The organism is Deltaproteobacteria bacterium (assembly GCA_005879795.1).
GTDB lineage: Bacteria > Desulfobacterota > Binatia > DP-6 > DP-6 > DP-6.
Genome location: VBKJ01000130.1, coordinates 38,048 through 53,481, shown reverse-complemented (window position 1 = coordinate 53,481; position 15,434 = coordinate 38,048). Strand labels below are relative to the sequence as shown.

The 15,434-nt window shown below is 73.3% G+C and carries 11 protein-coding genes and 1 pseudogene; 4 read left to right on the top strand and 8 right to left on the bottom strand.

Annotation, left to right across the window (positions count from 1 at the left end; genetic code table 11):
• The 7 genes and pseudogenes from E6J59_08315 to E6J59_08285 all read right to left on the bottom strand — a co-directional run.
• The coding region (locus E6J59_08315; GenBank protein TMB20585.1) for a DUF4215 domain-containing protein at positions 1-372 on the bottom strand (372 nt) is incomplete at its 3' end.
• A 129-nt stretch (positions 373-501) separates the two neighbouring features.
• On the bottom strand, positions 502-2,208 hold the full coding sequence (locus E6J59_08310; GenBank protein TMB20584.1) for a hypothetical protein: 1,707 nt from the start codon (positions 2,206-2,208) through the stop codon (positions 502-504).
• 126 nt (positions 2,209-2,334) lie between these two features.
• Positions 2,335-3,804, bottom strand: coding sequence for a hypothetical protein (locus E6J59_08305; GenBank protein TMB20583.1), 1,470 nt, complete (start codon positions 3,802-3,804; stop codon positions 2,335-2,337).
• A 248-nt stretch (positions 3,805-4,052) separates the two neighbouring features.
• A pseudogene (locus E6J59_08300) lies at positions 4,053-5,915 on the bottom strand (glycogen debranching protein).
• A gap of 7 nt (positions 5,916-5,922) precedes the next feature.
• Entirely contained in the window at positions 5,923-7,035 is a 1,113-nt protein-coding gene (locus E6J59_08295) for a zinc-binding dehydrogenase (protein TMB20582.1), read from the bottom strand.
• 81 nt (positions 7,036-7,116) lie between these two features.
• Complete coding sequence (locus E6J59_08290) at positions 7,117-8,028, bottom strand: hypothetical protein (protein ID TMB20581.1); 912 nt, start codon at positions 8,026-8,028, stop codon at positions 7,117-7,119.
• Between the two features lie 72 nt (positions 8,029-8,100).
• The gene (locus tag E6J59_08285) at positions 8,101-9,015 is read right to left on the bottom strand and encodes a pirin family protein (GenBank protein TMB20580.1); all 915 of its coding nucleotides are present in this window, start codon (positions 9,013-9,015) and stop codon (positions 8,101-8,103) included.
• 126 nt (positions 9,016-9,141) lie between these two features.
• Between E6J59_08285 and E6J59_08280 the strand changes: the two genes are divergently transcribed.
• Entirely contained in the window at positions 9,142-9,579 is a 438-nt protein-coding gene (locus E6J59_08280; protein TMB20579.1) for a hypothetical protein, read from the top strand.
• A gap of 12 nt (positions 9,580-9,591) precedes the next feature.
• Positions 9,592-10,884 (top strand): acetyl-CoA hydrolase/transferase family protein, encoded by a 1,293-nt coding sequence (locus E6J59_08275; protein TMB20578.1) that lies wholly within the window; start codon positions 9,592-9,594, stop codon positions 10,882-10,884.
• 1 nt (position 10,885) lies between these two features.
• On the opposite strand, the gene E6J59_08270 is transcribed toward E6J59_08275, so the two are convergent.
• On the bottom strand, positions 10,886-11,923 hold the full coding sequence (locus E6J59_08270) for a hypothetical protein (protein ID TMB20577.1): 1,038 nt from the start codon (positions 11,921-11,923) through the stop codon (positions 10,886-10,888).
• Between the two features lie 54 nt (positions 11,924-11,977).
• Between E6J59_08270 and E6J59_08265 the strand changes: the two genes are divergently transcribed.
• Together E6J59_08265 and E6J59_08260 are read left to right on the top strand one after the other, a co-directional pair.
• Positions 11,978-13,555, top strand: a complete 1,578-nt coding sequence (locus E6J59_08265) for a hypothetical protein (protein ID TMB20576.1) — start codon at positions 11,978-11,980, stop codon at positions 13,553-13,555.
• A 74-nt stretch (positions 13,556-13,629) separates the two neighbouring features.
• Entirely contained in the window at positions 13,630-15,345 is a 1,716-nt protein-coding gene (locus E6J59_08260; GenBank protein ID TMB20575.1) for a peptidoglycan-binding protein, read from the top strand.
• Positions 15,346-15,434 lie beyond the last annotated feature (89 nt).

Genomic DNA, 15,434 nt, shown 5'->3' with positions numbered 1-15,434 from the left:
CTGCTCCACCACGAAGACCCGGTTGGGATCGAGCCGCGGGGCGGTGACGTGCACGGGATGGACGAGCCCCGAGGCGACGCGGACCGAGTCGAGCGCCGTGCCTGCGACGGTCGGCACGCCGGCGCAGAGGGCCGACGAGTTCTCGAGCTGGCAGGTGGCCGAGCAGCCGTCGCCGCTGTTGGTGTTGCCGTCGTCACACTCCTCGGTGCCTTCCACAATCCCGTTGCCGCAGACCGGGGCGTTACAGCCCTGGGCCTTGATGGAAGGGGGGTCGGTGAGGGCGATAGTCAGCAGGACAGCGAGGAAGAGGACGCACAAGCGCATAGAGCCTCCTTCGTCGGGCGGCAACCGGCCGAGCGCCCGATCGGTCATAACAGGGGGCAACGTCGGCGGTAAATCCCGGGAGACCCTCGGCCGGCGCGCCGCCTCGGAAGCGGACCCACTCGCTCCTCCGCCCGGAACTTCCGGAAGTGCGAGCGCGGGTGCGCCAGCGCCCTCGGATCAACCCCCGCAGGGCTTGGTCGTACTCGTCGTGCTCGACGTCGTGGTCGTCGTGCTCGGCGGCGCGAGGAAGTTCTTCACCTCGGGCGTGCCGAGCCCGGTCACCATGTCGAACCCCGCCCCCGCCATGTAGTCGCCGTTCTCGCCCGACGTCACGTCGTGGAACGCCGACGTGCCGCAGAGCCCGTAGAGCCGGGCGCCCGGGTTCCCGACTCCGCTGCCCCCGAGCTTCTGGTTCAGCAGCGCGACGAAGCCGGCCCACTGCGGCGCGGCGACAGAGGTGCCGCCGACGATGTACCAGAAGCCGCCCTTGCGGACGTAGTTGCCCGGCGAGGGGTTGGCCGCGAGCGCCACGTCGGGGACGAGCCGCTGCGTGCCGGCGGGCACGCGGCAGGCCGTCTGGAAGGCCGGGCGCGCGAACACCTGGCTCACCCCGCCGCCCGACCCGCTCCATCCCGTCTCGGAGCGGTAGCCCGCGCAGGCCGGGCTCGACGGCGTCATCCCGGCGCTGCAGGTCGGCGTCGTCCCGCCGACGCCGGTCACGTGCGGCGAGTTGGCGGGGTTGTCGACCGTGAGGACGTTGCTGCAGTCGCGGCTCCCGTTGTCCCCGGAGGCAGCGAACCAGGACTGCCCCTTCGCGTTGCCGTTCGCGAAGATGTTGTCGTCGGTGTGCTGCGTAGCCGTCGACACGCCCGCCTCGCACACGCCCCAGCTCGTCGAGACGACGTGGCCCGGATTGTCGCTGACGATGCGGTTGTACGCCACCGTGAAATCGGCGAGCGACGTGGAGGCGGCCATGTAGTTGAGGATGCGGGCGCCGCGGGCGGAGCCGTGCGCGTACTCGACGTCGAGCGCGATCTCGATGGAGTTCTGGCTGTTGAACCTGCAGCCCGACGGGTTCCCCGAGCCCGTGCAGACCTGGCCGCTGCCTGCCGGCAGCGCCGGGAGTCCCCACTGCGCGTTGAAGGTCGTGTTGTCGCTGTCCATCCACGCGTAGGCGCCCGCGATGACGATCGTCTGTCCGGTCCCAGTGTACGCGGTCGTGTTGTCGTAGAAGGTAGCCAGGTCGTTCGGACTCAGGTGGCAGCAGTTCGAGCCGAGGGCGGCGTGCGGCGCAGGAACAGGACCGCTCGCGCGGACCCGCGGCTGCCGCTCGACGAGGTCGTCGAGCCCGATCACGCCGACGACAGCGTCGGCGATGTCCGCGGGGAACGTCGGCTCCTCGAGGGCCGCGTAGTGCCGGGCGCCGCGAAACGACACGTCGTGGATCGCCACGCCGAACGCCCGTTCGATGGCCGCAACGCTGCCCCGCGCACCGACGATGAGGCGGTTCGGGGCGCGGTCCGTGATGCGGAGCCCGCTCCGCTCGAGGTGCGAGACGACGGCCGCCTCGGCCACCTCCGTCGGCCCGTAGAGCGCGTCGAACTCCTCCTGGGTGATGAATTGCGCGTACCGCGGCGACGCGGGGTCCTGCACGTCGGCCAGGAAGGCCTCGAGCGCGTCGCGGTCGCGCAGCGCGAGGCCGACCACCACCCGATGCTCCGCGGTGGATGCGGCGCGGCCGAGATCGACTGCTTCCGCGACGAGGGGGGAGACGGACCCTGCCCCCGCTTGCCTGCCCTGCGGCCACGCCCGAGGCACCGGCGCCGCGCCGACGGCCGCCACCACGCTCGCCAGGACGAGAACGCGCTGCACCGGGCCCGTCATGCGGCCGCCACCACTACCCCAACTTCCACGACTCAGGCTAGCATGTCCGGAACGGCGCCAAAAGGGCGGGGCAGAGATCACCCCGCGGACGCACTGAACCGCGCCGAACTTCGAGTTCCCGTCCCATCATGCTCGGCTCCCCGGTCGCAGGCAGGACATCTTCGTCGACGCATCATCGAGCTGCCCCCGGAGTGCCGCCGCACAGCCCGGCGAGAGGTGTTGCTGAGCGGACCCGAGGGCCGCCTCCGCCTGCCCCAGGAGGTGGAGGGCGCGCGTGATCGCGCGCCCGGCGCCGTTACCCGTCCGGCTCGCGCGCCCCAGCAGGCGGCGGGCGCGGCCGAGGCGCCTGGCAACGGACTTCGGCAACCGCTGGCCCGCGCACGCCTCGACCCTGGAGCCCCGCGTCAGCACGCGCCGCACGTCGGCGAGGACGATCGGCCGGTGATCGCATCCGCTCCTGGGGCTGCACGTGTCGACCGTGCAGGCGTCAAAGTCCTCGCAGCTCCGCGGGGCGCCGGCGCGACAGACGCCGCCGGCATCGCAGGCGTCGTCCACCGTGCACGCGTCGCCGTCGTCACAGGGGGTCGCCTCGGGACAGTCGCACACCGCGGTGGTGCACGGGCGCGGCCCCCCGGCCGCGGCGCTCCGGACGAAGAAGTCGTCCACGACACGCCCGCCGATCTCCTTGAAGTAGAAGTGCGCGACAGCGGGATCTCCCTGATAGTCGAAGACCCCGAACAGGGCACCGTAGTTCGCGCCCTGGGTCGACGTGTCGACGCTCGCCCACCAGGGTCCGTCGAGCAGCTGCGAGCGGATGCTCTTGCCTCCGAGCCCCGAGACGAAGACGAAGCTCCGCCCCTCGTCGGCCGGGGTGCTCGGGTCGTCCCGGGAGAGGATGAGCGTGCTGGCGGTGCTCGCCACCGTCTGATCGCGGCAGCTGCTGAGGAGGTAGGTGCGGGAATAAGAGTGCTCGTGGGCGGTCGCGATGATCGCGCCCCCCCGCCGCGACTGCTCGTAGACGCCCCAGCCCGTCTGGTCGTCCTTTCCGCCGACCTGCATCAACTGCATGTCCTCGTGCCAGCTACTGATGCGCCAGGTCGAATCGTCCGCCGCGAGCTCGCGGGCGATGAAGAGGTCGTAGAGCCCGTCGCCGTCGCCGAAGACGTCAGGAGCCGTCAGCACGAAGAAGATACCGCGGTACGTGAACGAGGACTGGACACCCAGATCACCACGCCACGCGATCCCCAGCCGGTTCATGCGGGCCGCCAGGAACTCCTGGTAGCCGCCCGGCCCATAGAACCGGGCCGCGTCGTGATTGCCCGCCGATGCGAAGTACGGGAAGTCGCGGCCGAGGATGCCGCTGATCTGGTCGTCCCAGGCCTTCGGGTCGTCCTGGTAGTCGAAGTCGCCGCTATGAAGCACGACGTCGGCCCCTTCGCTCCGGATCAGGGTGAGCACCGCCTGCGCGTTCGAGCCCAGGCCCTGGTCGCCGATGAAGGCGATGGTGAAGTCGACCGGCGGCGCGGCGGACTGCGCCCGGACGGACTCCGCCGCGATCACGGCGGACAACGCCAGGGCGGCCACCGCGGCTCTCATCCGGTCCCTCCGCGCGTGGGAGCGCGCCGACCCAGGCGGCCCGAAGGGCGTCGAGCCCCACGAGATCGCCCCGTGGCGGCGCCCTCTTGGGAAGCTCGCCGCCAGCGCCTGGAGCCAGCCCCACTGCATGAGTTCGTCCGGGCCCGACCGCGTGCCCCGTAAACCTGTATCATACGGGCGGGGAGCCGGGGAGGTGGCAGCGCAGCAATGGCAGGGCAGCGATCCCCATCCTCGCGCGGTCGATGCCGTCAGGCGAGGAGACGCGTCAGCCGCAGCGCCTCGCCCACCGACCACGCCTGGAACGGGCAGCCGCGCGGCGTGTGCGGCGGGTCGCCGTCGGCGATCTCCGGGAGATGCCCGAGGCCCGCGTCGTCGAGGTGCGCGAGCAGCGGCTCGAGGAAGCGCCCGCGCGCCTCGGCGCGCGCCGCCGGCGTGCCGCCCCGGACGCGCACCCAGGCCTCGACGAACCCGCCCATGAGCCACGGCCAGACCGTCCCCTGGTGGTACGCGCCGTCGCGCTCGCGCGGACCGCCCGCGTAGCGCGGCGTGTAGCCGGGCTCGCCGGGCGCGAGCGAGCGGAGGCCGAGCGGGGTCACGAGCCGCGCCTCGACCGCGTCGACGACGCGGCGGGCCCGCTCCCCTTCGAGGACCGCGAACGGCAGGCCGCCGACGGCCAGGATCTGGTTCGGCCGGAACGTCGCGTCGACCGTGCCCGGCCGGTGGTCGACGTCGACGACGTCGGCGAGATGGCCGCGCGTCTCGTCCCAGAAGCGCGCCACGAAGGCGCGCCGCGCCCGCTCGTGGAGATCGGCCCAGCGCTCGGAGAAGCCGCTCCCGATGCGGAGCGCGTTCAGCCAGAGCGCCTCGACCTCGACCGGCTTGCCGATGCGCGGCGTGACCACCCAGTCACCCACCTTGGCGTCCATCCAGGTGAGCTGGACGCCGGGCTCGCCCGCGGCGAGGAGGCCGTCGTCATCGACGTGGATGCGGTAGCGGGTCCCGGCCGCGTAGCCCGCGAGGATCGCCTCCACCGCGCCGACGAGCGTCTGCCGCTCGCGCGCCGCAACATCCCCGGTGAGCTCCAGGAACTCGTGCACGGCGACCACGTACCAGAGCGCGGCGTCGACCGCGTTGAACTCGGGCGCCTCGCCGCGGTCGGGAAAGCGGTTCGGCAGCATGCCCTCGGAGACGGCACCCGCCCACTCGACGAGGATCGCGCGCGCGTCGTCGAGGCGGCCCGTGGCGAGGCAGAGGCCGCGCATGGCGATGAACGTGTCCCGTCCCCAGTCGGTGAACCACGGATAGCCGGCGACGATCGTCTTCCCGCTCCCGCGCCGCACGAGGTACGCGTCCGCCGCCCGGTGAAGGCGCGAGGGGAAGCGCCGCCGGCGCCGCTCCTCCGCGGCGCGCACGGTGGCGAGGTCCTCCGCGGGCTCGTGCCCTTCCGCGGCGAAGACCAGGACCGCCTCGCCCCTGTTGAGGTCCCAGCGGAAGATGCCCGGCGAGGCCAGGTCCTCGACGTGGTCGAGGCCGCGGTCGCGCTCCTCGGTGTAGAGGAAGTTGCGGTACCAGTCCGGCTGGTGCACGTACGTGCCGTTCGTGCGCGCGACGATGGCGGGCAGTCCGGGATACGGCCGCCAGAGCACGCGCCCGTCGGCGACCTCGGCGTCGAAGCGGAACGCCGGGTTCTCGTGGTGGAGGGCGTGATAGTCGCGCCCCGAGACGAGCGGCCGCACGGCGAGCGTCCCGCCAGGTCTCTCGTGGAGCCGCCAGTAGAGGGCCACCGCCGCCCGCCCGGGCGCGACGAAGAGCCCGTGCTCGATCAGGGTGCCGTCGGGCAGACGGAACGTCCACCGTGGCCACGGCTCGGCCGCGAAGCTCTCGATGCGCTCGGCGCCGTCGGGGTGAATGACGTCCGGCGCGTAGCGCTGCGAGGAGAGCGCGACTGCCCCGCCCGGGGTCTCGACCCACGCCTCGAGCCCGTTCACCAGCACGACGCGGCCCGCGGGCGGGGCCGTCGCGGCGAGGAGGAGCGCGTGGTAGCGCCGCGTCCGGACGCCGCTCGCGGTGCCGGAAGCGAACCCGCCGAGGCCGTCGGCCTCGAGCCACTCCGCGCGGCTATGCGAAGGTGAGGACGTTCTTTATCCCGCGCGCCGGGCCGAGCAGCAGGTCGCGGTACGCTTCCACCGGGTAGCGGCCGGTGATCAGCGAGCGGACGGCGGCCGGCCAGCGCTGCTGGAAGAGCGTCAGGTCGCGGATCGCGGCCTCGAACGCCTCGTGCCCCGCGTTCACGGTCCCGAACACGACCTGGTTCTTCAGCACGAGGTTCCGCATGATGACGTCGGTGTCGACCTCGATCGGCGCCTTCCGCCCCGGCACGCCGGTGAACACGAAGACGCCGTTCGTGCCGATCACCTCCATCATCTGGAAGGCGATGGATGAGGCGCCGGTCGCCTCGTACACGAGGTCGATGTTGCCGACCTGCTCGGCGAGCCGCTCGATCGAGGTCTCCTCGGCCGAGTAGTAGTGCCCGCCGATCGCCGCGACCAGCTCGGCCTTCGGGTTGGGCGCCCGCTCGCGCGAGTAGACGGAGGTGTCGTAGCCGGCCGCGGCGAGCGCCATGGCGCCGAGCAGGCCGACAGGCCCGGCGCCGAGGACGACCGCGCGGTGGCAGGCCGTCCGCGGCCTGCCCGGCTCGACCGCGCAGGCCCACGGGAGCCGCTGCTGCACCTGGTCCACCTGGATGAGCGCCTTCTCGGCGATCGTGAGCGGCTCGACGAGGACCGCCACGTCGCGCAGCGACGGCGGGACGAGGTGCATGTAGCGCTCCTCATCGACCACCGTCTCGGTCATGAAGCCGTGCAGGTTCTTGATGCCGCGCTCGGAGAAGTCCCCGGTGAAGCAGAAGTCCTGCCGCCCCGCGCGGCAGGCCACGCACTCGGCGTGCGGGCAGGGACGGCGCACCATCGTGATGACGAGGTCGCCCCCCTCGAGGCGCGTCACCTCCGGCCCGACCTCGACCACCTGCCCCAGCGACTCGTGGCCGATCACGAGGTGCTCGGAGCCGGCCGGCGGGGTGCCGTACTGGAAGGCGCAGATCTCGCGGTCGGTGCCGCACACGCCGACCTCGAGCATGCGGAGTTTGACCTGGGTGGGCGAGGTGAGGCGCGGAGGCTCCTGGTCGATCAGCTGGACTTGACGCTTGCCGGGGACGACGGCGACGGCTTTCATGCGGAGCTCCTTTCGGGGCACACCACCACGTTCATGCGGGTTCGATGCGACGGCGCGGGCACGGGTTTCGGCCCGCCGATCCTACGCCGTCGCCGCGAGCGGCACACGCCACGGCGGGACGACGCGCAGCGCGGCCAGGGTGCGCTCGATGGCCTCGGGGGTGCCCCAGTCGCTCCAGCCGAGGTCGTCGGCGCGCGCGACCATCAGGTGCTCCGGGACGCGCGCCAGGAAGTCGCGCGAGAAATTCCACGAGGCGAGCCGCTCGTACGCGGCGCCGAGCGCGTCCGGCTCTGCGGGTATCGCCGCGAGGGCCGCGACGTCGGCGGGACGAACCTCGCGTACCAGCTCGAGCATGCGCGCCACCCGGCCGACCATCACGAACGAGTTCCAGAGCCCCCCGCGCCCCATGATCCGCGCCGCCTGGGCCGGAGCCGGCTTCTCGTGGAAGGCCACGACGCGGAAGGCCTCGCCGGGGCCGACGAGCGGACGCCCGGGCGCGATGTAGCCGTAGCCCGACTCGGGGCAGTCGGGACGCGCGCCGAGGAGCGCGATCCGCTCGGGATGCGCCGCGACGAGGAACGCCATGCGGGCCACGTGCCGGCGGAAGGCGGCCTCGTCGCGGAAGTCGTGATCGCTCGGGAAGACGGCGACCGTGGCCGCCGCATCGCGGCGCGCGAGCGCCAGGAGGCTCACGAGGAGACCGGGCCCGGTGTCCAGGTTCCGCGGCTGCACGACCACGTTCGATGCGGGAATGGCGGCGAGCTGCGGCCCCGCCAGCGGGAAATGCCCCCGGTTCACGATCGCGAGCGTCCGCTCCTGCGGCACGAGCGGCGCGATGCGCGCCAGGGTCGTCTCGAGGAGGGAGCGGTCGCCGAGGATCCGGCAGTACTGCTTGGGGATGGGCGCGCCGGCGATGAGCCGCGTGAGCGCCTGGAGGCGGGTGCCGTCGCCGCCCGCGAGGACGAGGGCCCAGAGGTGCTCCGTCGGCGCCATCCTGCCGCTTCGATGCAGGTAGCGGTGCCGGCGTTTCGCCGAGCCGTCGCTGTCGGGCCCACGAGAAAGGGCTTATGCCTCTGGCAGGGGGATGGACTCTGTCTCACCCGGGATCGCCGCGAAGCGACGGGCCTTCCAATCTGCCTTGGCCTGCTCGATGCGCTCGCGCGAGCTCGAGACGAAGTTCCACCAGACGTGGCGCGGCCCGTCCAACGGCTCGCCGCCGAAAAGGAGAAGACGGGCGCGCACCGGCGCCGTCACGGAAATCTCGTCGCCGGCGCGGAAGACGAGAAGCTGCCCTGCGTCGAACGATTCTCCCGCGACGTCGAGCCGTCCCTCGGCCACGTGAATGGCACGCTCCTCGTAGTCGGCGGGAAGCGACAGCCGCGCACCGGCGTCGAGGACCGCGTCCGCGTAGAACATCGGCGAGAGGGCGGGCACGGGGGAGCGCCGGCCGTACAGCGCCCCGGCGACGACGTGCACCCGCGCGCCTTCGCCCTCGACCAGCGGAAGCGCGTCGGGCCCGTGCTGGCTGAAGCCCGGCTCGCGCTCCTCGTGCGCCCGCGGCAGCGCGACCCACGCCTGGATCCCGAAGATCGGCGAGCTCGCAGCGCGAGCCTCGGGCGGCGTCCGCTCCGAGTGCACGATGCCTCGTCCCGCCGTCATCCAGTTGACCGCGCCCGGACGGATCGTCTGTACCGAGCCGAGGCTATCGCGGTGCACGATTTCGCCCGCGAAGAGATAGGTGACAGTGGCGAGGCCGATGTGCGGATGCGGTCGGACATCCACGCCGCGACCCGGCGCGAACGTGGCCGGCCCCATCTGGTCCCAGAAGACGAAGGGGCCGACCGCACGCCGCCGTGTCGAGGGGAGCGCCCGACGCACCTCGAAGCCGCCCAGGTCGCGCGTGCGCGGCGAGATGACGGTTTCCAGACCGCGGCAGGTGCCGGCGTCCGCGACGGGCTCCGGGACGGGCTGCCAGCTCATCGACCCGACGATGGCCCATCGGAGTGGGTCGATGCAACCGTGCTCCCGTGATCCATCGGGTCGGCGCCTCGCGCAGCGCACGGGGTTTTGGCTATAGGGCGGCGGGGGGGCGAAAGGAGGCACGCGATGAGCACCGACGACCGCACCGTGTGGCTGGCCGCGGGCGTGCGCACGCCGTTCGTGCACGTCGACGGGCCCCTCGCGCATCGCGATTCGCTCGCCCTGTCGGTGCCGGTGGTGCAGGCGATGGCCCAGCGGGCGAGCGGGCCGGTCGACTTCGCGGTGTGGGGGGCGGTGGTGCTGAACCTCGCCTACAACAACCTCGCGCGCGAGGTGTGGATCGAGGCCGGTCTCGATCCGCACGTCCCGACCTTCACGACCATCATGCAGTGCAGCACCAGCATGGTCGGGGTCTTCCAGGCGGCCGGCATGCTCGAACACGGCGGCGGGGCGCTCGCGCTGGCCGGCGGCGTCGAGAGCATGAGCCGGGTACAGGTGGGCATCGGGCAGAACCTCTCGGACTGGCTGCGCCGCCTGGTGCAGGCGCGTGACCTCGAGAACTGACGAGGTGAGCGCATGAAGCCCAAGTCGCGCAAGCTCGATCTCGAGGCAGCCGCACGGCTCGTGCAGCCACGCGATTCGCTGCTCTGCGGGTTCGTCGCGGGCCAGCCGGTGGGTTTCCTCGACGCGCTCGGCGCACGGACCGACCTCGAGGACGTCGCGCTCTACACGGGGCTGCTCGTCCGGCCGTTCACGCTGCTGCAGAACCCGGGAGTGCGGGTGGTGAGCGGCTTCTTCGGACCGATCGAGCGCATGGCCCGCGCCGCCGGCGCCCGGGTCAGCTACCTGCCCGCCGATTTCAACGGTCTCGAGCGCCGGGCGCTCGCCATGAAGCCGCGCGTGGCGCTCGCCGTCACCTCGCCGCCCGATCGCGAGGGGTGGCTCAGCTTCGGCGTGCAGGCCGGGGCGAGCTACCGGCCGTTCCTCCAGGCCGCGAGCGACCCCGAGCGGCTGGCGATCGCCGAGGTGAATCCGAAGATGCCCCGCATCGACGGGTTCCCCGAGCTCGGCGGCAACCGCGTGCACCTCTCCCAGGTCGACGCGTGGGTCGAGCACGAGACCGAGCTGGTGACGCTCCCCGAGGAGCAGCCGTCGCCGGAGGAGCTCGCGATCGCCCGCCAGGTGTGCGACCTGATCCAGCCCGGAGCGATCCTCCAGTTCGGCATCGGCGCCATTCCCGACGAGATCGCACGCATCCTCGCCGAGCGGCCCGCGGGCGGTTTCGGCATCCACACCGAGATGATCTCGGACGGCGTGATGCGCCTGCACGAGGCGGGCAAGGTGACGAACCGCAAGCCCGTCTACGACGGCTTCACGGTCGCCACCTTCGCGCTCGGCAGCCAGACGCTCTACCGCTGGCTCGACGGCAATCCGTCCGTGCGCATCCTGCCGGTGACCGACGTGAACGAGTCGCGGGTGCTCTGCCGGCTCCCCCGCCTGACCAGCATCAACGGGGCGCTGTCGATCGACCTCGCGGGACAGGTCGCCGCCGACTCGGTCGGCGGCCGGCAGTACTCCGGCACGGGTGGCCACGAATCGTTCGTCAGCGGCGCCGCGGAGGCGCCCGAGGGGCGGAGCTTCCTCTGCCTCAAGTCGACGGCGAAGGTCGGCGGCCAGCGCGTGTCGACCATCGTTCCCGCGTTCAGCGCGGGCACGCGCGTCACCACGCCCCGCCATCACGTGCAGTGGGTGGTCACCGAGCACGGCGCGGTCGACCTGTCCGTGCTGAGCGACACCGAGCGTCCGCCCGCGCTGATCGCGCTGGCGCATCCCGACTTTCGCGAATCGCTGCGGGCCGCGGCGCCCTGAGCTACGGTCCCGGCCGCACGAAGCGGAGCCCGCTTGCGGTGCGGGCGACCTCCTTCTCGATCGGCGTCTCCCGGGTGACGACGCGGCCTCGCGGGTCGCGGAACCGATCGCGGCGGATGAAGCGGACCCGGCGATGATGGCCCCGCGAGCGCACCTCGAGGAGCTGCACCTCCACGTCGAGGTCCCGGACCGTGGCGAAGTAGTGGCGCAGGGCCCGGGCCTGAGCCTCGCTGGCCACTTGCCCCATGCCGCGCAGCTCGTCCACGTCGTGCCGGCGCCAGGCCAGGGCGTAGCGCTGGAGCAGGGCCTCGACCTCCGGGTTCGTGATCTCCGCGCCGGCTCGCAGTGACGGCGTCGGCGGCGCCGGGACCGTCGTCGGAGGCGATGGCGGCAGCGTCGGTGGCAGCTCGGCAGTCGTCGGGGGGGCCGCCGCGATCGCGGCGGGGCGAACGTCGATCTCCCACTCGCGCGCGGTCGCGGATCCCAGGCTGCCGATCGCGAGCGCACGCGCCCGGACCCTACCCACGCGCGAGGCCGCCACGCGCAGCGTCTCCCCCTCACCCGCCGGCACGCCGTTGACCGTCCAGGAGGTGCGCACCGTCTCGCCGCCGGCCGACGGTCGCGTACGCAAGACCAGCTCCACGGTCTCGTCCGGCGCGACCTCGAGCGCCGGGGCGGCAGGACTGGCGACCACGACGGCGGGCGGCCGCGGGGGCTCGACGCGCACGGCCCACCAGCGCTCGGTGGCACCGGCACGTCCCTCGATCCGCAGCGTCACGCGGTGCGTGCCCACTTGCGCGGAGGTCGGGACGAAATCCCACTCGAGCGCCGTGGCCGGAGTGGTGTGGCCGTCCAGCCGCCAGGTGCAGCACTGTCCGCCCATCGGCGGCGCCGCGAAGCGCTGGCGCTCGCCGACGTGGAGACGCACCTTCCGCGCGCGCGGGCTCGCGTCGGCCAGCGACGGGGCTTCGGCGTGCACTCGCGCCGGCAGGAGGGCAACCGCCACGAGGGCGGCGAGCAGCAGCGACGTCAGAGACACGCGGAGGGTAGCCCGCTCGGGTGCTCCCACGCAACGGCGCACGTGGGAGCGCGGATGTCGCACCGACGGTCGCGAGCCGCACGTGGGTCGGCCCCCCGTTGCGCAGCCCGCTCGCAAGTCGACTATAGTCGGGCGGCGTGCCCGGCGGCTCGCCGTCGCTCTCGCCGCCGAGGGAACCTTCTGAGGACCCGCACACCGTACGTCGAGTTCTTCGGGCTCGGGGAGGCGCCGTTCCCGACGACGGCGGATCCCGGGCGCGTCTTCCCCGCGCCGTCGTACGCCGCCGTCCGCGCGGCGCTGATGCGCGGGATCACCGAGCGGCGCGGCCTGCTCTGCCTGCTGGGCGAACCGGGCACCGGCAAGACGCTGCTGCTGCGCGAGCTCCTCGAGGCGCCGCCGCCGGGCGTCCGACCCGTCATGCTGCTGAAGCCGCGCATCGACTTCGAGGAGCTGATCGAGTTCCTCCTCCGGCAGCTCGACCGTCCAGCCGAGACGGGGCTCGCTGCCCTGCGGACGGCGCTCGCGGCAGAGGCCGACGCCGGGCGCAGCGTGGTCCTGCTCGTCGACGAAGCGGAGGCGCTTCCGTCGGGTACGCTCGCCGCGTTGCCCGAGCTGGTCCTGCCCCTCACCAGCTCGGCCAGGAGCGCCGTGCAGGTGCTGCTGGCGGGACAGCCGCCGCTCTCGACCGCTCTAGCGGCGGCCGGGCTCCTGGACCGCATCGGGGTCCTCGCGCACCTCCGGCCGCTCGCCCGCAACGAGGTCGCCGCCTACATCCACTACCAGCTCGCGCGCGCCGGTGCCCGGCGAGAGCTCTTCACGCCGGGTGCCGTGACGACGGTCGCCCTGCTGACCCGGGGTGTGCCGCGGCTCGTGAGCGCAATCGCCGACGCCAGCCTGCTGATGGCCTTCAGGGCCCGCGCGCGCGCCGTCACCGAGCAGCACGTGAGGGCCGCGTGGAAGCGTTCCTCGCTCCTCCGAGCGACGCCCGCGCCGCGGGCCCTGCGCGAGGAATCGATGGCGCTCCCTCCGCCGACGAGCCGGACGAGGGCGCTCCACGAGCCCCCCCGCGCCCTGCCCACCCGGACCGCAGGTCCACGCGAGCACCGTCCCGCCCGGGCGCTCGCCCTTTCCGCGGGCGCGCTCGCTGCAGCGCTCCTCCTCGGGATCATCCTCGCGCGCCCGCCGTCGTGGCAGCGGGGCGGCCCGTCCGCGGCGACGCCGGCGCTTCCCCAGCCCGAGCCCGCCCGCGAGCCGCTGCCGTCGGCCGCCGAGGCCCTCGACGTCGTCGACGCCTTCCGGCGTGCCTACGAAGCGAGGGACACGGAGGCGCTCGAGCGGCTCCTCGCCGTCGATGCCGCCGCCCGCCTCGCCGCGGTCGCGCCCGACGTGCGTGCTCTCGACCGCCTCGCGGAGGTCGCCTACGTGCAGCCGGCGGCGGAGGTGGAGCCGCGAGGCCCGGCCGTGGAGGTGCGCGCGCCCTTCGTGATCCGCTACCGGGACCTGGAGGGCCACACGGGGGAGCTGCGCGGCACGGCCGTGTGGCAGGTCGCCCGCCGGGACGGGGCGGCGCGCATCGTCGGCCTGGCGCGCGAGCTGGCCCCGGGCTCCGCGCTCCCGGACGACCGGTCCTGAGGGACGTGGGCCGCCATCCTCCGCGAGCGCCCCGCGCCGGTTGGATCGCCCTGCCCTTTTCGTCTATAAGATACATGGGTGGTAAGGGGGAGGACGGCGGGGTGTACGAAGCGTTCTTCGGGCTCGCCGATGCGCCGTTTCGGCTGACACCCGACCCGCGCTACCTCTACCTCTCCCCCAAGCACGCGGAGGCCCTCGCGCACCTGCGCGCCGGGCTCATCGAGCCGGGCGGGTTCGTCTGCATCAGCGGCGACATCGGCACCGGCAAGACGACGCTGCTGCGCGCCTTCCTCGCCGACCTCGGCCCCGAGGTGGCGACGGCCTACGTCTTCAACCCGACGCTGTCCTGGCAGGACCTGCTGCAGCGGATCACGCGCGAGCTCGGGGTGCCGACGGCCGGCGAGAGCCAGATCGACGTCATGGATGCCCTGAACGCGCATCTCCTCGCGCAGTGCAAGGCGGGGCGTCTGTCCGTGGTCGTGATCGACGAGGCACAGGCCATCCCCATCGACGTGCTCGAGCAGCTCCGGCTGCTCTCGAATCTCGAGACCAGCACGGAGAAGCTCCTCCGCCTCATGCTGGTCGGCCAGCCCCAGCTCGCGGCCGTCCTCCTCGACCCGGCCCTCGCCCAGCTGAACCAGCGCATCACGCTCCGCTGGCACCTGGGACCGCTCACCTACGCCGAGACCGTCGCCTACGTCCGCCACCGCCTCGGCGTGGCGAGCGGGGGAAGGGCGAAGGGCCTGCTGACCGGACCCGCACTCGTCCTGGTGCACCGGTTCTCGAAGGGCGTGCCGCGCCTCGTGAACATGATCGGACACCGGGCGCTGCTCGCGGCCTTCGTGCGCCGCCGCCGCCGCGTGACGGCGGGCTCCGTCCTGCGTGCCTACCGCGAGATCCGCGCCGTGCCGCTGCATACGAGGGCGCCGGCGCGGCGCGCCAGGTGGGCGGTGGCGGCCGCCGCCATCGCCCTGGTCGTGACGCTCGGCGTGCCGCGGCTCGAGCGCCGGCTCCAGATGGCGGTCCAGGACGCCGCGAGCGTGCCGGCGCCGACGGAGGCGCCGGCCCCCGGGACGACGGCCGCCGAGCCGGCGGACGCACCGGCGCAGCGGACCCGAGGCGCGGCGCCGGTCGTCCCCACGGCGGAGCTCGAGCGACGCCTCGCGCAGGTCGACCCCCAGCGGAGCGCCAGGGCGGCCGTGGACGCGATGCTCTCCGCGTGGAAGGTCGCGTCGCTCCGTCCCGACGAGACGCTCTCCCCCGATCGGCTCGAGCCGATCGCCTGGGAGCGTGGTCTGGAGGACCTGGTTCTGACCAGCAACCTGAGCATGCTCCGCCTGCTCGACCTCCCGGCGCTGCTCGCGTTGCGCCTCCCCGGCACGAGCGGGCCGCGCTACGTCGCCCTCACCGGCACGGACGACGAGCGGGTGGTCCTCGCGGTCGACGGCGAGGCGCTGGCGGTCGACCCGACCCTCCTCGAACGCCTGTGGTTCGGGGAGGCCCACGTCTTCTGGCGCGACTTCGAGGGGCTCGGGCGAACCTTCGGCAACGAGGCCCGCGGCCCGCAGGTCGCCCGCATGCAGCGTCTCCTCGCCCGGGCCGGCGCCTACCAGGGGGCGACGACGGGCATGTTCGACGGCGCGACCGAGGCCGCGGTCCTCGGCTTCCAGCGCTCGCGTCTCCTGGTGCCCGACTGCCGCGTCGGGCGCCTGACGCGTATCGTCCTCTACGCGGCGGCGGGCGGCTACCAGCGGCCGACGCTCGCGGCCGTCGGCGGAGGCGCGTCATGAGCTCGATTCTCGAGGCCCTGCGCGAGCTCGAGCGTCGCCGCCCGCCGGCCACGCAGAGCGCGGCCGCCGCCGCCGAGCCGCCGAGCAAC